This is a genomic window from Carboxydocella thermautotrophica (assembly GCA_003054495.1).
Classification (GTDB): domain Bacteria; phylum Bacillota.
The window spans coordinates 1,430,622-1,449,684 of the sequence record CP028514.1 but is presented as its reverse complement, the minus strand read 5'-3'; the positions used below and the strand labels follow the sequence as shown (position 1 = coordinate 1,449,684).

General features: G+C 43.4%; 17 protein-coding genes. All 17 read right to left on the bottom strand.

Annotation, left to right across the window (positions count from 1 at the left end):
• Nucleotides 1-52: 52 nt before the first annotated feature.
• Nucleotides 53-1,780 carry a phosphoenolpyruvate--protein phosphotransferase gene (ptsP, locus tag CTH_RS07300; protein WP_078664476.1) on the bottom strand — a complete coding sequence of 576 codons (1,728 nt, stop codon included), beginning with the start codon at nt 1,778-1,780 and terminating at the stop codon, nt 53-55.
• Between the two features lie 91 nt (nt 1,781-1,871).
• Complete coding sequence (locus tag CTH_RS07295) at nt 1,872-3,446, bottom strand: sodium/solute symporter (RefSeq protein WP_078664475.1); 1,575 nt, start codon at nt 3,444-3,446, stop codon at nt 1,872-1,874.
• Nucleotides 3,446-3,766, bottom strand: a complete 321-nt coding sequence (locus tag CTH_RS07290; protein WP_079906905.1) for a hypothetical protein — start codon at nt 3,764-3,766, stop codon at nt 3,446-3,448. Before CTH_RS07290 ends, CTH_RS07295 begins: the two co-directional genes overlap by 1 nt.
• A 249-nt stretch (nt 3,767-4,015) precedes the next feature.
• Nucleotides 4,016-5,542, bottom strand: coding sequence for an acyl-CoA carboxylase subunit beta (locus CTH_RS07285; protein ID WP_078664473.1), 1,527 nt, complete (start codon nt 5,540-5,542; stop codon nt 4,016-4,018).
• A gap of 12 nt (nt 5,543-5,554) precedes the next feature.
• The gene (locus tag CTH_RS07280) at nt 5,555-6,334 is read right to left on the bottom strand and encodes an enoyl-CoA hydratase-related protein (protein WP_078664472.1); all 780 of its coding nucleotides are present in this window, start codon (nt 6,332-6,334) and stop codon (nt 5,555-5,557) included.
• 1 nt (nt 6,335) lies between these two features.
• Nucleotides 6,336-7,250, bottom strand: coding sequence for a hydroxymethylglutaryl-CoA lyase (locus tag CTH_RS07275; RefSeq protein WP_200805651.1), 915 nt, complete (start codon nt 7,248-7,250; stop codon nt 6,336-6,338).
• Nucleotides 7,251-7,281: 31 nt separating this feature from the next.
• Nucleotides 7,282-7,494 carry a biotin/lipoyl-containing protein gene (locus CTH_RS07270; protein WP_078664470.1) on the bottom strand — a complete coding sequence of 71 codons (213 nt, stop codon included), beginning with the start codon at nt 7,492-7,494 and terminating at the stop codon, nt 7,282-7,284.
• A gap of 15 nt (nt 7,495-7,509) precedes the next feature.
• Nucleotides 7,510-8,844 carry an acetyl-CoA carboxylase biotin carboxylase subunit gene (locus CTH_RS07265; RefSeq protein ID WP_078664469.1) on the bottom strand — a complete coding sequence of 445 codons (1,335 nt, stop codon included), beginning with the start codon at nt 8,842-8,844 and terminating at the stop codon, nt 7,510-7,512.
• Nucleotides 8,845-8,863: 19 nt separating this feature from the next.
• Complete coding sequence (locus CTH_RS07260; protein WP_107753430.1) at nt 8,864-10,822, bottom strand: acetoacetate--CoA ligase; 1,959 nt, start codon at nt 10,820-10,822, stop codon at nt 8,864-8,866.
• A gap of 48 nt (nt 10,823-10,870) precedes the next feature.
• Complete coding sequence (locus CTH_RS07255) at nt 10,871-12,535, bottom strand: AMP-binding protein (protein ID WP_107753428.1); 1,665 nt, start codon at nt 12,533-12,535, stop codon at nt 10,871-10,873.
• Nucleotides 12,536-12,556: 21 nt separating this feature from the next.
• A complete protein-coding gene (locus CTH_RS07250; protein WP_078664466.1) occupies nt 12,557-13,696 on the bottom strand; it encodes an acyl-CoA dehydrogenase in 1,140 nt (379 codons plus the stop codon).
• A gap of 204 nt (nt 13,697-13,900) precedes the next feature.
• Nucleotides 13,901-14,917 carry a sigma-54 interaction domain-containing protein gene (locus CTH_RS07245; protein ID WP_107753426.1) on the bottom strand — a complete coding sequence of 339 codons (1,017 nt, stop codon included), beginning with the start codon at nt 14,915-14,917 and terminating at the stop codon, nt 13,901-13,903.
• Between the two features lie 117 nt (nt 14,918-15,034).
• Nucleotides 15,035-15,595, bottom strand: coding sequence for a DUF1405 domain-containing protein (locus CTH_RS07240; RefSeq protein ID WP_078664464.1), 561 nt, complete (start codon nt 15,593-15,595; stop codon nt 15,035-15,037).
• A gap of 17 nt (nt 15,596-15,612) precedes the next feature.
• Nucleotides 15,613-16,761 carry a M24 family metallopeptidase gene (locus CTH_RS07235; RefSeq protein WP_200805650.1) on the bottom strand — a complete coding sequence of 383 codons (1,149 nt, stop codon included), beginning with the start codon at nt 16,759-16,761 and terminating at the stop codon, nt 15,613-15,615.
• Complete coding sequence (locus tag CTH_RS07230; RefSeq protein WP_078664462.1) at nt 16,751-17,290, bottom strand: nitroreductase family protein; 540 nt, start codon at nt 17,288-17,290, stop codon at nt 16,751-16,753. Before CTH_RS07230 ends, CTH_RS07235 begins: the two co-directional genes overlap by 11 nt.
• Before the next feature lie 32 nt (nt 17,291-17,322).
• Nucleotides 17,323-18,615 carry an acetyl-CoA hydrolase/transferase family protein gene (locus CTH_RS07225; RefSeq protein WP_078664461.1) on the bottom strand — a complete coding sequence of 431 codons (1,293 nt, stop codon included), beginning with the start codon at nt 18,613-18,615 and terminating at the stop codon, nt 17,323-17,325.
• A 39-nt stretch (nt 18,616-18,654) separates the two neighbouring features.
• Complete coding sequence (locus CTH_RS07220; RefSeq protein WP_078664460.1) at nt 18,655-19,059, bottom strand: coenzyme B12-dependent isobutyryl CoA mutase small subunit; 405 nt, start codon at nt 19,057-19,059, stop codon at nt 18,655-18,657.
• Nucleotides 19,060-19,063: the final 4 nt, after the last annotated feature.

The window sequence follows — 19,063 nt, the reverse complement described above, 5'->3', positions numbered from 1 at the left end:
CTCCACTAATACTATCTAAATCATTATAGACTATTATGGTGTAGATTACAAATTAACGAAACATGGTTTTGATGGCACGCAGTTCTTTTTTGGCCAGATTGGTAATTTCATCAGCAGTAGAACAGGCTAATGCCTTGTTGGCCAGGCGCTGGCAATGAGTAAAGGTTAGCTGTCTTAATAGGCCTTTTATTTTCAATAGACTAGCCGGGTTCATGGAGAGTTCATCCACACCAAGCCCAAGCAATATCGGGGCAGCTAACAGGTCACCACCTAATTCGCCGCAAACTGCTACCCATTTGTGGTGATGGTGAGCCAAGTCTACGACAGTTTTAATCAAGCGCAGCACTGCTGGGTTTAAGCTTTCATACAAATGGGATACCTGGGCATTGGTGCGGTCAACGGCAATAGTGTACTGGGTTAAGTCATTGGTACCTATACTGAAAAAATCCACTTCCGGGGCCAGGATATCCGTAAGGATAGCGGCAGCAGGAGTCTCTACCATGATTCCTACTTCAATCTCACCAATAGGGTGGCCGGCGGCAATGGTTTGTTCGCGGGCCTGGACTAAAAACTGCTTGGCAGCTCTAAGCTCATCAATACTGCTCACCATCGGGAACATCACCCGGACTTTACCAAAAGCGCTGGCGCGCCATATGGCCCTGAGCTGGGGTAAAAACAGTTCCGGGGTATCCAGACACAAGCGAAGGGCCCGCCAGCCCAGAAATGGATTGGCTTCTGCCGGCAGTTTCAAGTAGGGCAAATACTTGTCCCCACCGATATCCAGGGTACGGATGGTGACCGGTTGATTATTAAAGGCTTTAACTACTTCCACATAGGCCCGAAATTGCTCTTCCTCTCCAGGCATATCATCCCTGTCCATATAAAGGAATTCAGTACGAAATAGACCAATACCACTGGCACCGTAACGTTTGGCACTTTCAGTATCTCTGGGTGTACCAATATTGGCGACTAAATGGATAGCATGTCCATCCAGAGTTTCTGCCGGTAAATCCCGTAATCTGTCCAGCTCCCTTAATTGCTGTTCATATAGTCGTTGCCGTTTTTTATAGTATTCCTGAATACGGGCTGAAGGGTTACAAATAATCAATCCTTTGAAACCATCCACGATTACAGTGGTACCATTAGCTATTTTTCTAAGGTCGTTACCAACGCCGACGACAGCAGGTATCTCCAGGGCCCGGGCCATAATGGCGGAATGAGAAGTTTTACCCCCTACTTCAGTGACAAAAGCCAGTACATTTGCTTTGTTCAACTGGGCTGTATCAGAGGGGGTTAAATCATGGGCAAAAACGATTTTGGGTTCAACTAATTCCAGACGGGTTTCAGGCTGGCCGGTGACAATCCGGACTAACCTTTTACCCACATCACGAATATCCGAAGCCCGTTCCTGTAAGTAAGGATCGGGATTGGTAGCAAAAAAAGAGGCAAAAACTTCTACGGCATCGATGATAGCCGCAGAAACAGGCAATAGTTTAACGGTAATGTTTTCTTTTATGGCATCAATGAGGAGTGGATCCTTTAATAAAAACAAATGGGCATCAAATATTCTGGCCTCCTGGTACCCCAATTCCCGGGCTGTCTTTTCCCGCAACTGGTTGAGTTCCGATTCAGCCTGCAGCAGGGCGTGCTCAAAACGCTCTAAATGCTCATTTACTTGCTGGCTGCTGATTTTCTCTTTATTTACTCCTACTTCCCAGGCAATTAGCCACTGGACCTGACCTATAGCAATACCTGGTGAAGCGCCAATACCTTTCCACATAATGTCCATCCCCTTACCCACGTTTACTTCAATTATACTCTTCTCCCGGGGAAGAAAAAAGGGGGCTCTAAGCCCCACCGTGATTTTTCTTCTAATATACTTCTTTTGCGTGTACCTTTTTCATAAATTCGTTAACATCAGCCGGCACCTGACCATCCCAGAGGCTAACCAGCCAGACGGAGAGGAATCCCAGAGGAACAGTAACAAGACCAGGAATCTTGAACTGTAGCCAGGTCGGTAAGGTTTCGGGCAGGAAAATCATCCACAGGGAGGAGATTAAACCTACCAGCAGACCAGCAATGGCACCTTTTTCTGTCATTCCACGCCACCAGATACCAAGAACGAAAATAGGAGCAAAAGTACTGGCTGCCACATTAAAGGCCAATCCCACCAGATGACCGATAGAGGCTTTTTCCACCATTAACCCAAGGATGCCGTAGAAGATACCGCATATTACTGCTGCCCATTTTCCGGCTAGAACTTTCTGTCTCTCAGTAGCATTGGGGTTAATGAAATTGGTATAGAGATCATGGCCAAGGGCACCGGAACTGGCAATAAAGATACCGGAAAGGTTGGAGAAAATAGCAGCAAAGGCGCCGGCAATAACAAATCCTAATAGCCATTGACCGCCCAGGGATTCAGAAAGTGCAGGGATAATCATATTGTTTCCACCTTGAATCATGGCTTTCATGGTTTCTGGATTTAAGGTTCCTTTAGTTACACCATCGAGGAAAACATAGCGGCCAACGGTGCCGAGATATAAGGCAAGACCGAAGAAGGCAGAAGCGATTGCGATAGCGAAAAGTGCGGAATAGCGAGCATCTTTGGCAGAGGGATTGGTGTAGAAACGCAAAAGGATATGGGGTAATCCCATGGTTCCAAAAGCTAAACCGATTAGCATGGAGATAGTACCTGTTAAATCCTTGAACATGGTACCAGTATATTCCCACTTGGCTCCATTAAAGACCAGATCCTTACCATCGGGAGCATACTGACCAGTTCCCGGTAATGTTCCGTTGAATTGAGTGATAAAATCCAGGATTTTGCCGTAATTCATTCCCATGTAAATAGCCATAGCGAATAATACCAGGAAAGCACCGAAACGGATCCAGATTTCCAGGGCCTGGTTAATAGTAGTGCCTTTCATACCTCCGACCCCAACATAGAACACCATTACTGTTGTGGTAAAGACAATCCCGAAGGCATAACTGGTCCCGAAAAACAGTTTTAAAATCTGGGCAGCACCCAGTAGTTGTGGGGCAGCATAAAAACCGGAAATGGCTAACACTACTATAACTGCAACCAGACGGGCTGTTTTACTATGAAAACGCTGGCCAAGGAAATCGGGAACGGTAAAGGCGCCGAATCTACGCAAGGGGCCTGCGATAAACATAGCCAATAATGTTAAACCGATTGAGAAACAAAAAGTATAAAAAAGTCCGTCATAACCTAGTGAAAAAGTCAGACCTGCCAATCCTAAAAAAGTAGCAGCACTGAGATAATCCCCAGCAATAGCTGAACCATTAACCAGCCAGCCAAAACTCCGACCAGCGACCCAGTAGTCAACGGTGGTGGTAGCATATTTACGGGTTGCGTTAGTAATCCAGACAATGGTACCCAATAGAATAATTGTAAATAAATATTTGGGATCAGTTAACCAATTCATTAATGAAATACCTCCCTTCTTGTCCGGGTTTCCTCAATATCGGCACCGAACTTATTCTGGTAGAAATAAACATGAACTGCTGCGATCAGGAAAGCCAGAATCATAGCAAAAATTGATGTTAAAAACCAGGTTAATGACATGCCTCCCCAGATTCTGGTTTTCATTAGTGCCGGTGCGGTCCAGTTTAGTACAGGAACGGCGAAGAGAAAGATAAAATAAATTACTGATAGCCAAAAAGCCAAATTGAATTCTGATTTCATTACATTCTTAACTTCAACGTCTAAAGGAGGCAAGTTGTTTACATTTACTTTATTACTCACGTTTAACACCTCCATCTTTTGATCTTTAACGGGCTAAACAGCTACCCTCCTTTCCAGCCCATCGTTGTTTATTAAAATATTAGAAATTATCCTGGTTTTTCACAACAAAAAATCGTTAATTGTCATTTCTAAAGGTTAACCATAACTGGAATGGAAGAATTGAGAGGTGAAAATTCATTATAATAAACAAAAAAGAGCCAACGGCCAAAAACTCTCAAAAATTGACCGTTGGCTCAAATTTTCAGTTAATTAGACCGGTATAACACCATGACGGCGATCACTGAAATGCCTTTGTTTATTACGGGCAAAATCCAAGCGGTTAACAATTTCAGAACGTAAATTTTCGGGGGCAATAATACCGTCTACCACTAACTCAGATGCCAAACGATATATATCTATATCCTCTTGATATTCCTGGCGCTTGCTCTCGATAAATTTGCGCTTTTCTTCACCTTCTAGCTGGGCAATTTTATTGCCATATACTGCATTTACTGCTGCTTCCGGGCCCATGACTGCAATTTGAGCTGAGGGCAGTGCCAGACAGGCATCAGGTTCGAAAGCAGGTCCGCACATGGCATATAGCCCAGCGCCATAGGCTTTACGTACTACCACGGAAAATTTGGGCACAGTCGCTTCAGAAATAGCATAAATTAGTTTGGCTCCATGCCGAATTATTCCAGCCCTTTCCACTTTGGTACCGATCATAAAGCCTGGAACGTCCATTAAAAACAGTAGTGGTATGTTAAAGGCATCGCACAACCAAACAAATTTTGCTACTTTGTCAGCTGAATCAACGAAGAGAACACCACCTTTCACTTTAGGCTGGTTGGCGATAATGCCAAAGACATGGCCTTCAATGCGGGCAAGTCCAGTAATCACTTCCTGAGCAAAAAGGCTTTTAATCTCAAGAAAACTGTCTTCATCAACTATCCCCTTGATGAATTCGTACATATCAAAGGGTATATTCTGATGGGCCGGGATAATATTTGCCAGTGGCTTGCCAGCTGCAGGCTTTTTCCCTTCCAGGCTCGGAGGAGAGCATTGATTATTGGCTGGCATGTAAGACAAATAGCGTTTGGCCCAGGCAATGGCCTCTGCCTCGCTTTTTACCAGTACATCACCACAGCCACTGACACTGCAGTGCATCATGGCTCCTCCCATTTCTTCCAGGGTCACCTTTTCCCCGATAACCATTTCAGCCATCCTGGGGGAACCCAAATACATACTGGCATTACCCTCTACCATGATTACTACATCACAAAAGGCAGGTATATAAGCTCCTCCGGCAGCAGAAGGTCCGAAAAGCAAACAGATTTGTGGTATTACCCCGGACATTTTAACCTGGTTATAAAAGATTTTACCTGCACCGCGTCTGCCGGGGAACATTTCCACCTGGTCGGTGATTCTGGCTCCGGCTGAATCAACCAGGTAAATCATTGGCAAACGCAGTTTATAAGCCATTTCCTGAATGCGGATAATCTTTTCTACTGTGCGCCAGCCCCACGATCCAGCTTTTACGGTGGAGTCATTAGCCATAAAACATACCGGTTGCCCATTAATTTTTCCATATCCCGTCACTACCCCATCGGCAGGTAGGTCGGGCTGCTGGCAGTTAGCAAACAAGCCGTCTTCCTGCATGCTACCTGGATCTAAAAGCATTTCCAGACGATGGCGTACGAACATCTTTCCCTGGGCTTGTGCCTGCTGATGATATTTTTCGGCGCCGCCCTTTTTGATCTGGTTGGCTATCTCATGAAATTTATCCAATCCTAACATGCTCCCTACCCCCTATTTGCCTTGGAATTGTGGTAGTCTCTTTTCTTTAAAAGCAGTCAGCCCCTCGCGACGGTCAGCGGTATTGATAAGCTGGCGGTAACAGCTGGTTTCCCAGTATAGTGCATCATCCAAACTCATATTAAGACCTCGGTTTATTGCTGTTTTTGCCTGTCTAACAGCTAATGGTCCATGTTGGGCAATCCTTTCGGCTAGACCCAAGGCATTTGGTAACAAATCTTCAGGTTTATAAACATGATTGATTAAGCCAATCTTTTCCCCTTCCCTGGCTGTGAATCTGGCAGCGGTAAAAATTAATTCTTTGGCCCTGGCGGGACCGATAATACGCGCCAGCCTTTGCGTACCTCCTGCTCCTGGTATGATGCCAAGAGCAACTTCAGTTAATCCCAGCATGGCCTGTTCTGAAGCCAAGCGCAGGTCACAGGCAAGGGCCAGTTCAAGACCACCTCCAAAAGCCACTCCATTTATTGCTGCAATTACAGGAAAGGGCAAATTGGCAATCAACTGAAAAGTGTCTCGGATAGTATCAATGAATTGCAAGACCTGATCATCATTCATTGAATCTCTTTCCTTCAGGTCTGCACCGGAACAGAAGGCTTTTGTACCAGCTCCGGTGATAATCATTATCCGCAAATTTGAATGGTATAATTGGAAAACCAGTTCTTTTAATTCAGTTAAAAGGGGATAACAGAGGGCATTATATACTTCGGGGCGATTTATAGTGAGGAGAAGACCATTGCCCTCTATAATCTCCTGTTGAATTAAAAAGCTCATTCTATTCCCCCCTGGTACGGCGATAGATTTGCAGAATTTTACTGGGTAGCCGCTTACCCAGAATAGCCTGGGCCCGGGTTGATACTAACACCAGACGGTCCAAATCTATCCCGGTTTGACAGCCCATAGCATGCAGCATATTAACCAGATCTTCAGTTGCTACATTACCACTGGCTCCAGGAGCATAAGGACAGCCACCGAGACCACCAAAAGAAGAATCAAATGTGGTAATTCCGTATTCCAGACCAATGATGGTATTGGCCAGGGCCATGCCCCGGGTATCATGTAAATGTAAGGCCAATTTACCGGGAGGAATTCGTCGAGTAATCAGGCTAAGACTTTCCTGTAACTGTTTGGGATGGGCTATCCCGATAGTATCGCCAAGGGAGACCTGGTAAGCTCCTGCCCCTAGTAATTTTTCACTGATCTCCATTACTCTTTCTATTTTTACTGGACCATCATAAGGGCAACCAAAGGCGGTGGAAAGGTAGGCCCTCACTCTGAGCCCCGCCACATTGGCTTTGTAGATTAGATGCAATGCCTCCCGAATGGCTTCATCTGCTGTTTTATTTAAATTTTTTAGGTTATGGCCTTCACTGGCGGATACAACTACGGCGATTTCATTTAATCTAGCTGCCAGGGCTTTTTCCAGGCCTTTTTCATTGGGAACAAGGGCACTAATGTTACATTCTGAGGGTCTCTCCATTTTTGCCAGTAATTCACTGGCATCTTTCATTTGCGGAACCCATTTTGGGCTTACAAAAGCTGTTACCTCCAGGTTTTTAACCCCACTTTGAATTAAACCATTTATCAATTCCAGTTTTTCCTCAACAGAAATATACCTTGTTTCATTTTGCAGGCCATCTCTGAGGCCCACCTCCCAAATTGTAACCTGTTTTGGCAAATTGGCTAACATGGGCCCCATCCCCTTTCATTGTAAAATCTGTTTATTCCAGTTTTAAAATACAATCTCCTTCGTTAATAAAATCGCCAACCTGAGCGGAGATTTCTACCACAGTGCCGCCATATTCGCTGGTCAATGGGATTTCCATTTTCATGGATTCAAGCACTGCGATCTCCTGGCCTGGTGCAACCACATCTCCCACATTCACCCTGAGTGCCAGTATAATTCCAGCCATTTGAGCTGTAATTTCTTTCATGTTTATCCTCTCCTTCTAGTATGATTTAAGAAATTCTGTTAAAAATTGCGTATTATATTTACCTGATTGAAAAGACTGACTTGTTAGAATAGCAACCAGTAAATTGCGATTGGTTTTTATACCTGTAATTTCTAGATTGGTTAAAGTTTGTATTAACTTTAAACGTGCTTCATCTCTGGTTTCCCCATGAGCAATAATTTTGGCTAACAAGGGGTCATAATATGGGGTTACTTTGAGACCGGATTCTATCCAGGTCTCAATTCTTATACCAGGTATTTCAGGCCAGATGACAGTTTCTATTTTTCCTGGGGCAGGCAAACAGGTTTTATCATCTTCAGCATAAAGTCGTGCTTCTATAGCCCATCCCTTACTAATGGGACGTGTTGTAGGCAAAGCTGCACCTGCTGCCAGTTGAAATTGCCAGGCCACCAGATTCCAGCCGGTTACTTCTTCCGTGACAGGATGTTCTACCTGTATTCTTGTATTCATTTCAAGAAAGTACAGGTTATAATTTTCATCTACAAGAAATTCAAATGTTCCTGCCCCTACATAGCCCAGACTGGTACCTGCTCTTTCTGCAAGGTCGAAAAGTTGCTCACGCACTTCTTGCGGCAAGTTGGGAGCCGGTGCTTCTTCAATCACTTTTTGATGTCTCCTCTGAATGGAACAATCTCTTTCCCCGATAGCCAGGCAATGCCCATGTTCATCCCCTAATATCTGTACTTCAATATGCCGGGGATTAGGCAGATATTTCTCTACATAGATAACGGGATTGCCGAAATAAGCCTGGGCCCGTTGGCGCACCGATGACCACATTTGCTCTAACTCAGCCTGGGAATTAATAATGGCCATACCAATTCCGCCACCGCCACTGGCTGCTTTTAGTATTACCGGGAAACCGATGTTCTCGGCCATTTTTTTGGCTTCTTCAAGATGTTCAATCTCATCACTGCCCGGGAGTAAAGGAATCCCAATCTCAGCCATCGTTTTACGCGCAGCTACCTTATCTCCCATGGCAGCTATGATCTCAGGACTGGGGCCAATAAAAACCAGGTTATTTTCCCTCACCTTTTCAGCGAATTTGGCATTTTCCGATAATAAGCCATAGCCAGGATGAATACAATCACAACCAGTTTGCAGAGCGACTTCGAGGATTTTATCCATTTGCAGGTAACTCTGGGCCACGGGTGGTGGGCCAATACAAATGGCTTCATCGGCCAGCCGGGTGGGTAAAGTGTTTTCATCAGCAGTTGAATAAACAACTACTGTTTTTATGTCTAATGTTTTGGCGGCTTTAATGATACGGCAGGCGATTTCCCCTCGATTGGCGATCAAAACTTTTTTAAACATCTTCTCTCCCTCCCCTCCTTTACTCCTGTTGTAATTCAGGTATATCTTTGAAATAATTCAGGGCTTCCGGGTTAGCCAGTGCTTCTCTATTGGTAACTGGTTCATTATGAATGACATTGCGCACAGCCAGCTCAACTTTTTTGCCATTGATGGTATATGGAATATCAGGTACAGCAATGATCTTAGCTGGCACATGGCGGGGAGTAGCGTTTTTTCTTATAACTGTTTTGATCTGGTTTACCAGCTGTTCATTTAAAGTAAAACCAGGTTTTAATTTAACAAATAGTATTACTCTCACATCGTCGTGCCAGTTCTGTCCAACTACCAGGCTATCCAGGATTTCAGGGATAGTTTCCACCTGCCTGTAGATCTCGGCTGTACCTATCCTGACCCCACCGGGATTGAGGGTAGCATCAGAACGACCGTAGATGATCACTCCGCCCCGGTCAGTTATTTCGATAAAATCACCATGGCACCAGACATTGGAATAAACATTGAAATAAGCCTGATAATATTTCTGGCGTTCGGGATCATTCCAGAATTCCAGCGGCATTGACGGAAAAGGAGCGGTACAGACCAATTCTCCTTTCTGGTTAATCAGGGGCTTACCTTCAGGATCATAACTTTCTACTTTCATTCCCAGACCGCGGCATTGTAATTCACCGGCATAAACAGGACCCAGGGGATTGCCTAGAGCAAAGCAGGATATAATATCTGTTCCACCGGAAATAGAGCTGAGCTGAACGTCGGATTTAATCTTTTGGTATACATAATAAAAATTTTCTTTAGTTAATGGGGAGCCTGTGGATAAAATCGTTTTGATTCTGGATAAATCATATTCTTTACCAGGTTCTATTCCGGTTTTCTCTAATGAAGAGATATATTTTGCGCTGGTACCAAAAATGGTAATACCAGTCTTTTCAGCCAGTTCCCATAAAATACCCGGATGAGGGTGAAAGGGAGAACCGTCAAATAAAACTATGGTTGCTCCCGTAGCCAGTGAGGAAACTAGCCAGTTCCACATCATCCAGCCACAGGTGGTATAGTAAAAAATAATGTCATCCTGTTTTAAATCCGTGTGCAAAATCAGTTCCTTCATGTGTTGTAACAGAGTTCCGCCGGCACCATGAACAATACATTTTGGTTTTCCTGTGGTTCCAGAAGAATATAGTATATAAACTGGATGGTCAAAAGGTAACTGGGTATAAATAATGGGCTGGGCAGAAAATTGTTTTTGAATATCCGAGAAAGCTATAGCTGACAAACTGAGCTGAGGTAACGGAATTTCCTGAACATATTGGACCAGCACAACTGATTCAATGCTGGTAATGGCGCCAGTAATTTGTATAATTTTTTCCGTACAATCAAAAAGTTTGCCATTATAGAAATAGCCATTGGTAGTGAAAAGAACTTTCGGCTCTATTTGCCCAAAGCGGTCTATTACCCCATTGACGCCGAAATCAGGTGAACAAGAAGACCAGATGGCACCAATGCTGGTAGCAGCTAGCATTGCGATAACCGTTTCCGGTATGTTGGCCATATATCCTGCTACCCTGTCCCCAGGTTTTACTCCGAGCTGTTGCAAATATGCAGCAGTACGGGCCACTGCTGCATATAACTCAGGATAAGATAGAGATTTAATCTCCGCTTGTTCATTTATACTGATAATTGCCGGTTTGTTCAGGTTATAATGTCGTAGCAGATTTTCGGCAAAATTTAAACTCGCTCCTTCGAACCACTTGCTGTTAAACATGTCCGAGCTGTTTTTCAGTACAGTATGATAGGGCTGGGAAAAGATTATTTTACTGAAATTCCAAACTGATACCCAGAACTGCTCTATATCGTTAATAGACCACTGATACAATCCGTCATAATCTTCAAGCTTTTGATTGTACCTTTCATTAACATAGTTAATGAAATTATACATGTTAGTTTTTTGTATTCTTTCCGGGCCAGGTTCCCACAGCTTTTCCGCCATACCTATCCCCCTCTCTTTTCAGGCAGGGCCAACCTGAGGGCCCTGCCTTTATGCCGTTTCTATATTAGCGGCTGCTTCAAGGCCATATTCCTTGATCGCCATTTCCCTTAACTTGAATTTTTGCACTTTTCCGGAGGCAGTGCAGGGATAAAGGTCAACAAACTTGATATAACGGGGTATCTTATGACGGGCGATTTTGCCAGTGCAGAATTCCCGTACCTCTTCCTCTGTTAATACTTCACCTTCTTTCAAGCGAATAAAAGCAGCTACTTCTTCACCATATTTTATGTCCGGGACACCGACCACCTGAACATCCAGGATTTTAGGATGGGTATAGAGGAATTCTTCAATTTCCCTGGGATAGATATTTTCACCACCGCGAATAATCATATCTTTGAGGCGGCCAGTGATTTTACAATATCCGTTTTCATCCATAGTTGCTAAATCCCCGGTATGTAGCCACCCTTCATTATCGATAGCAGCCTGGGTTGCTTCGGGCATTTTATAGTAGCCTTTCATGATACCAAAGCCTCTGGCACACAATTCTCCTTGCTGGCCTGGGCCCAGGGTCTCACCAGTTTCGGGATTGACGATCTTGACTTCAACATGAGGAATAGCACGCCCCACAGTTGTGACCCGCAATTCAATGGGATCATCTGTCCTGGTTTGAGTGATCACGGGCGAGAACTCGGTTTGACCATAAGCGATGGTTACTTCCCGCATATTCATCTTTTCCACAACCTGTTTCATCACTTCAATAGGACAGGGCGCTCCGGCCATAATTCCTGTACGCAGGGAAGAGAGATCAAAGGAACGCTGATTCAGAACTTCCAGTTCAGCTATAAACATTGTTGGCACACCATAAAGGGCTGTGCATCTTTCCTTTTCTACAGCTTCCAGGACTTTAACAGGATCAAAATATTCAATGGGAACCATGGTAGCACCATAGACTATGCAGGTTAAGGTGCTCATCACACAGCCAAAACAATGGAAGAGCGGTACTGGGAAGCAGAGTTTATCTTCAGAAGAGAATTTTTGGCATTCACCTACAAACTTAGCATTATTTAAGATGCTATAATGGGTCAGCATTACACCTTTGGGGAAACCGGTTGTACCTGAGGTATACTGCATATTTATGACTTCATCGGGCTTAAGGGAAGCCTGGCGAGCAGCTAAGTCGGCATCACTAACCCGACTGGCGAACTGGAGAAATTCTGACCAGGAATAGATTCCAGGGTATTTGCGGTCAGAGATTACAATAATGTTTTTTAATAAAGGCAAGTTGGATGAGTTGATTTGACCTGGTTGACTGTTTGCCAGTTCGGGAAGTACAGTGTTTATCATTTCAATGTAATTATTGTTCCGGTAATTTTCAATCATGATTAAAGTAGTAACATCAGATTGCTTGAGGAGATACTCCAATTCAAAAGCACGATAGTTGGTATTAACTGTTACCAGAACAGCTCCCATTTTGCCGGTAGCGAACTGAGTATAAATCCATTCCGGATAATTGGTGGCCCAGATGGCAATGTGTTCACCTTTCTGGATTCCAAGACCCATAAGGGCTTTTGCTACTTCGTTTACCTTTTCCTGTAATTGACGATAGCTTAAGCGCAAGTCACGGTCTACATATACGAGTGCATCTTTGTCCGGGAATTTTTCCACCGTCTGGTCAAACAAATCGCCAATGGTTACATTTAGCAGTTCGCTCATTCAATAAAACCCCCCTTGTTTTTAACAGCCCAGATGACGGGCTATTACTAACCTCTGGATTTCTGAAGTTCCCTCCCCGATTTCCAAAAGTTTTACATCTCGATAATATCTCTCAACCGGGTATTCTTTCATATAGCCATAACCACCATGAATCTGGATGGCTTGAGAGGCTGCCTGTGTAGCCATTTCAGAAGCAAAAAGTTTGGCGATAGCGGCTTCATAGGAAAAAGGTTTACCCTGGTCCTTAAGCCAGGCAGCTCGATAAACCATGGTACGTGCCAGTTCGATCTGGGCCGCCATATCAGCAAGCTTAAACTGAATTGCCTGGAATTTACTTATGGTTTGCCCGAATTGTTTTCGAGTTTTAGCATATTCCAGAGAGGCATCGAGACAGGCCTGGGCGATTCCAACAGCCATAGCAGCAATGCTGATCCGTCCCCCATCTAGTACTTGCAGAAACTGTTTAAAACCTTCGCCTTCTTTACCTAGCAGATAGTCTTCCGGAACCTCTACATTATCGAAATAAAGAGGGACAGTGTTGGACCCCCGTAACCCGAGTTTGTCAAATTCCTTCCCAATGGAAAAACCTTTTGTTCCTCTGGGGATGATAAAGGAAGAAATGCCTTTTTTACCTTTACTGCGATCGGTAACTGCAGTAATAACAACAGTCCCGGCATAACCAGCATTAGTGATAAAAATTTTACTGCCATTAATAACCCAGCGTCCATCTTTTTTCAAGGCATTGGTTTCTGTACCGCCAGCATCGGAACCAGCATTGGGCTCAGTTAATCCAAACGCTCCCAGATAGTGGCCCTGGGCCAGAGGAGTTAAAAACTTTACTTTTTGCTCTTCTGTACCAAAAAGATAAAAAGGGGCTGAACCCAGGGAAATATGAGCAGCATAAGTTATTCCAGTGCTGGCACAAGCGCGAGAGATCTCCTCGACTGCAATTGCATACATAATATAGTCTCCGCCAGCACCACCATATTTTTCAGGAAATGGCAATCCCATTAGTTCCAGCTCAGCCAGTTGTTTTAAAATGGCTTCAGGAATTTTTCCATTTTCATCAATGTTCTTAGCTTGGGGTTTAATAACTTCCTGGGCAAATTCGCGGACAGTTTTTTGTAACAAGGCCTGTTCAGAAGACAAATCAAAATTCATCCCAATCCCTCCCGGCAGTTGTTCATTATATTCTGATGCAAATAACATACCGGAAACAGGGATTTGTAGCTAAAGGTTAGGTAAAGGTGGTTAATGGCATGATTTTCTCCTCGAATGGTAATCAGGCTTTGGACTTAATCTTCTCTACTGTTACTTTTCTTTACATCTGCTATTTAAAGAAATAACCCACTGTGTAAAAGCGGGTTACTTTTCCAAACCGTATTTAATCAGTTTTTTATAGAGACAGGGTCGGGAAATACCCAGTAGTTCCGCAGTTTTTACTTTATTTCCCTGACAAATCTGTAAAGCGTACACTATATAGTTTTTTTCAATATTATCCAGGATATCATTGAGTGATGCGGTACCGAACAGAGTACGAAGGCTGCTAGGATTTTGAGAGGAAGGCCACTGGAGGGACTGAGGTAGGTCATTTACAGTAATTAGCTCTCCATCGGCAAAATTAAAGGCTGTTTCAATTACGTTGGCTAGCTCTCTAATATTACCTGGCCAGGTATAATGCATAAAAATATCTAAGACTTCTTTGGTAATACCCTTTATTTGCATGCCATATTCTCGGTTAAATTTTTTAATAAAATAATTTATTAAGAGAGGTAAATCCTCTTTACGTTCTCGTAAAGCAGGAAGATGAATAGCAACAACATTTAAACGGTAATATAGATCAGCACGAAATTTGCCATATTTGACCAGATCGGAAAGGTTAGCATTAGTAGCAGCAATAATTCGGGTATCTATGGAGATTGATTTAGTACTTCCTAAAGGTTCAATGGTTTTTTCCTGCAATACTCGTAGTAATTTGGCCTGCAAGGGCAAAGGCAGCTCACCGATTTCGTCTAAAAAAAATGTTCCCTGATGGGATAATAGGAACTTGCCTGGATAGCCATTCTTTTTAGCACCAGTAAAGGCTCCTTCTTCATAGCCAAAAAGTTCTGCCTCAAAGAGGCTTTCTGGAATGGCAGCACAGTTTACTTTAATTAATGGCCCAAATCGCCGATTGCTTAGATAATGAATAGCCTGGGCTACCAGCTCTTTTCCTGTGCCGGATTCTCCAAGGATTAATACATTAGCTTTCCGTGGGGCAATTTTGATAATAGTTTCTTTTATATCGACCATTTGAGGACTGATGCCTACCAGGTCGGATAAAGAAAAATGCCCCAGGTTCTGGCTATGATTTTCCCGGGAGGGATCTAAAAAACAATACATTAACAGATCCCTGCCTTTCTGCCTACTATCCTAATATATATTGTAAACTTTTATCTTGCTAATAATCTATTTTTTTCAGCCAAGTAACAAAAAAAGCCGTCTTAGCGGCTAATAAAGCTACTGAACGGCTATCAAGCGTTTGGCGGCATATATTATCACTATACCTGTTAGTAAACTTGCGGTTGTCTGGGCAATTGTGATTTGCTCAGCATAAAACAAATAAGGATGGGTTTGCCAGAAATAATCGATAAAGTCGTTGAGAATTAGCCACCCGGACGCTATGAAGTAATCGCTGAATGCAAATCGAATTTTTCTTAGAAAAAGTATACCCTGAAGGGCCATGACAGCATGGGAAAGGGTTAAATGCAGATTTTCCCAGGCAAAGGAATGTCCGCTCCAGTAGACATCTAAATTAATTATCACAGCCCAGAGCCCATATTTTATCATCATTAAATTAGCTAGCAAAAATAACCAGGGCAGATTAATTTTCCAGATTAGAAAAATAAGAAATAAGGTAAACAAACTGGCTGACAAAGGGCTATCAGGTATAACTGGCCATAAGTACCAGGGAGAAACTGCCAGTTGATGATGATACCAGTAGTAACCATAAATTGACCCCAGGCCATTGGCAAGCGCCAGTATAAGTAGTACTTCCTTGCGCCATAAGAAACTGATCATTATTTTTGAGCCTCCGACTAGAGATAAAATATTACATCATCCAGTGCTGTCAGTTTTTCGCCACCCTGTTCTGTTACGAGATAAGTATTTTCAATACCTACTACTCCCAGTTCCGGGAAAATAAATTTGGGCTCTAAGGCGATGGTTTGATTTGCCAGCAAAGCGTTTTTGACTCCCAGGGCGATTACCGGCAGTTCATCTAATTCTAATCCTACCCCATGACCGACAAAACGGGCCTGTTCTTCTTTATAGCCCATGAAATTATCCTGCAGTCCGTATTTTTCAGCAATAGAGCAGGCCTGATCAAACAATTGACCGCTTACTGCCCCTGGTTTTAAATTTTGGACCAGAGTATTCTGGATTTCCAAAGCTGCATTGAAAGCTTGTTTTAACTTGTTATCAAGATCACCTAGACAAAAAATCCTGGTCATGTCTACCATATATCCTTCATAAACACAGACGAAATCAAAAACAATCGGCACATTTAGTTGAACGACATCACGGGAAGGGCCCTGGGGGTAGGGAGCGGAAAGGCCTTTTCCGCCTACTGGTCCATCAAAAAACGATGGGAAGGCTGCATTCTTCCCGGCAAGTACATGTCCGGAATGCAATTCCTGGTTAAATGCTCTTAGACGGATTAAACCCTCGTGTCCAGCTTTGCGGGCACGATATTCAAACTCTGCGGCGAGATCAATTTCCCTGACTCCCGGTCGCAGGAAATCAGGCACTTCTTTAAAAACCTGACAAAGAATGCTGGCGCTTTTTCGCATTATTTCCAATTCAGCGGATGACTTTATTGAACGCTGTTCCCGAACCAGGGTGGAGATATCTTGAAAAATACACTCAGGCAGAAGTTTTTGATAATAGAAGTAGGTTTGGGCTGGTAATACGTCCAGGGTTAAACCGATTTTTTTAGCCTGACCTATATACTTTTGTAGCTCTTTCAGAGATTTTAGAGGTTCGACATTAGCTAAAAAGGACTCTTGAAAAGCACGACTAAAGCTTTTTTTAACCAAAAGATAAGGATCCCCGCTGGCAGGTACCCAGAGTAAAGCATTCTGACGGGTACCACTGTAATAATATACATCGATAGCAGAGACTATGAGGGCACCATCAATTTCATTAGACTGTAAATTTTGTTGTAGTATTTGGATTCTATCCATCATATCCAGAACCCCATTCATTATAATATGCGATTTCCTGCAGAGATTTGCGGGGACGGGGGTTAGGAGCTTGGGCGGGATAACCTAAAGGAGTAACCCCGACAATTTTATATTCATCTGGAATATTTAAAGATTGCTTTAAAGTTTTTTCATCAAACCAGCCCATCCAGCAAGTTCCCAGCCCCAGAGCTGTAGCGCTGAGGCAGATATGCTCAAAAGCAATGGCTGCATCGGCCAGGTAGTATTCCTTTCCCTCTTCAATACCAGATTCCCTGGGATTGGCACAGACAACAATCACTACAGGAGCTTGAGCTAAAGCCTTCTTACCTGGATTGTCATCAGGAAAAGCGGATAACATCAGTTGCTTATTTTCAGCTTTATCAATCACCAGGAAGCGCCAGCATTGCATATTTTTCCAGGAAGGTGCAAGGCGAGCCATCTCCAAAATCAGATCTATTTTTTCTTTTTCAACCGGACGTTCTTCATATTTTCTGATACTTCTCCTTTCTCTAATTGCCTGAAACAGATCCATTTTAATCCCTCCCATAACCTTGTCAATACTTTTTAAATCAGGTTATATTTCCGGGCAGCTTCTCTCAATTCAGCCCGAAAATCAGGATGAGCTATATTAATCAGCTCTAATGCTCTTTCCCGAGCTGTTTTGCCTCTTAATTTGGCAACGCCGTATTCGGTTACAACGTAATCCACATCATTTTTACTGGTGGTTACAACAGCTCCGGGTTTAAGCTCGGGGACGATTCGACTTACTGTACCATTTTTGGCAGTAGAAGCTAGAGTAACGAACCCCTTGCCACCAGGGGAAATGTTGGCACCTCTGAAGAAATCCGCCTGACCGCCTGTAGCACTCCATTGATAATGGCCCATGGATTCAGAGCAACATTGTCCCAAAAGGTCAACTTCAATCGAGGCATTGATTGCTACCAGTTGATTGTTTCGACCGATGATATATGGGTCATTGGTATAGTCCACTGGATGCATTTCGACCATCGGGTTATTATCCAGGAAGTCATAAAGCCGCTGAGTACCTATAGCAAAAGTGCCGATGACTTTGCCAGGATGTAATGTTTTACGGCTATTATCTACCACACCCCACTCAACAAGGTTGACCATACCATCGGTAATCATTTCAGTATGAATGCCTAAATTCTTTTTATTTTTTAAGGCGGCAGTAACTGCATTGGGGATACCACCAAAACCTATTTGTAGAGTGGAGCCATCTTCGATTAAATCTGCAATGTATTCTCCAATTTTCTGTTCAACCTCTGTTATTGGCGGGATATTCAGGATAGGTACTGGAGCATTGCTCTCAACAATATAGTCCACCTGAGATATGTGAACAAAACAATTACCAAGGGTACGAGGATAATTGGGGTTAACTTCCAGGATAATCATTTTGGCTTTTTTAATTGCTTCAAACGTGTAATCTACACTTAAGCTTAAACTGAAGTATCCATGTTTATCCATGGGAGATACGCTTGCCATCACTATATCTACTGGCCAGTAAAGGCGTAGTAGTTTAGGAACCTCGTGGAAATTGTTGGCGGTGAAATCGGCCCAGCCTTCATTGACGGCTGTACGATTAATGTCACTGGTAAACCATGAGTTATAGCGAATGTGAGGTGCCATTTCTTTTTTGGCAAAAAAGGGTTTTAAGGGCAGAATTTGATTGACTGTTACATTGAAAAGGGATTTATAATTACTGGCAATTGTTGCAAAAATAGTCTGGGGTTCGCCCGCGCCCACAGGGGCCCAGATTTGGTCGCCGTTTTTTACCAGAGAAACTACTTCCTCTGCGCTAATTAACTTTCTTCGATACTGTTCCTGATGCTGCGACATCTCTTACTCCCCCTACTGCCAAATATAAGGTTTGTAGTTTTAATTCCCGATACGATTGTTAATCCATGCAACTATGTCCTCAAGCGGGGTGCCGGGTGTAAAGATCTCTTCAGCTGCATTCATTTCTTTTAATTGTTGAACATCATCTTCAGGGATAGTTCCTCCACCTATTAAGACTATATCATCTGCTCCTTGTTCTTTCAACAATTCTTTGACCCGCGGGAAAAGGGTCATATGGGCACCGGATAGTATACTCAAGCCAATTACATCAACATCTTCCTGGATGGCAGCATGTACGATCTGTTCCGGAGTCTGATGAAGGCCGGTATAGATGACTTCCATACCGGCATCACGCAAGGCCCGGGCAATCACTTTTGCTCCCCGATCATGTCCATCCAGGCCAGGTTTGGCTACTAAAACTCTAATTTTTTTCTTCTGTTCCATGACT

Coding starts and splice junctions, on each gene's coding strand:
- ptsP (WP_078664476.1), bottom strand. CDS start 1,780: ATGTGGAAAGGTATTGGCGCTTCACCAGGTATTGCTATAGGTCAGGTC.
- CTH_RS07295 (WP_078664475.1), bottom strand. CDS start 3,446: ATGAATTGGTTAACTGATCCCAAATATTTATTTACAATTATTCTATTG.
- CTH_RS07285 (WP_078664473.1), bottom strand. CDS start 5,542: ATGTTAGGATTGGATAAATTTCATGAGATAGCCAACCAGATCAAAAAG.
- CTH_RS07280 (WP_078664472.1), bottom strand. CDS start 6,334: ATGAGCTTTTTAATTCAACAGGAGATTATAGAGGGCAATGGTCTTCTC.
- CTH_RS07275 (WP_200805651.1), bottom strand. CDS start 7,250: ATGTTAGCCAATTTGCCAAAACAGGTTACAATTTGGGAGGTGGGCCTC.
- CTH_RS07270 (WP_078664470.1), bottom strand. CDS start 7,494: ATGAAAGAAATTACAGCTCAAATGGCTGGAATTATACTGGCACTCAGG.
- CTH_RS07265 (WP_078664469.1), bottom strand. CDS start 8,844: ATGTTTAAAAAAGTTTTGATCGCCAATCGAGGGGAAATCGCCTGCCGT.
- CTH_RS07260 (WP_107753430.1), bottom strand. CDS start 10,822: ATGGCGGAAAAGCTGTGGGAACCTGGCCCGGAAAGAATACAAAAAACT.
- CTH_RS07255 (WP_107753428.1), bottom strand. CDS start 12,535: ATGAGCGAACTGCTAAATGTAACCATTGGCGATTTGTTTGACCAGACG.
- CTH_RS07250 (WP_078664466.1), bottom strand. CDS start 13,696: ATGAATTTTGATTTGTCTTCTGAACAGGCCTTGTTACAAAAAACTGTC.
- CTH_RS07245 (WP_107753426.1), bottom strand. CDS start 14,917: ATGTATTGTTTTTTAGATCCCTCCCGGGAAAATCATAGCCAGAACCTG.
- CTH_RS07240 (WP_078664464.1), bottom strand. CDS start 15,595: ATGATCAGTTTCTTATGGCGCAAGGAAGTACTACTTATACTGGCGCTT.
- CTH_RS07235 (WP_200805650.1), bottom strand. CDS start 16,761: ATGATGGATAGAATCCAAATACTACAACAAAATTTACAGTCTAATGAA.
- CTH_RS07230 (WP_078664462.1), bottom strand. CDS start 17,290: ATGGATCTGTTTCAGGCAATTAGAGAAAGGAGAAGTATCAGAAAATAT.
- CTH_RS07225 (WP_078664461.1), bottom strand. CDS start 18,615: ATGTCGCAGCATCAGGAACAGTATCGAAGAAAGTTAATTAGCGCAGAG.
- CTH_RS07220 (WP_078664460.1), bottom strand. CDS start 19,059: ATGGAACAGAAGAAAAAAATTAGAGTTTTAGTAGCCAAACCTGGCCTG.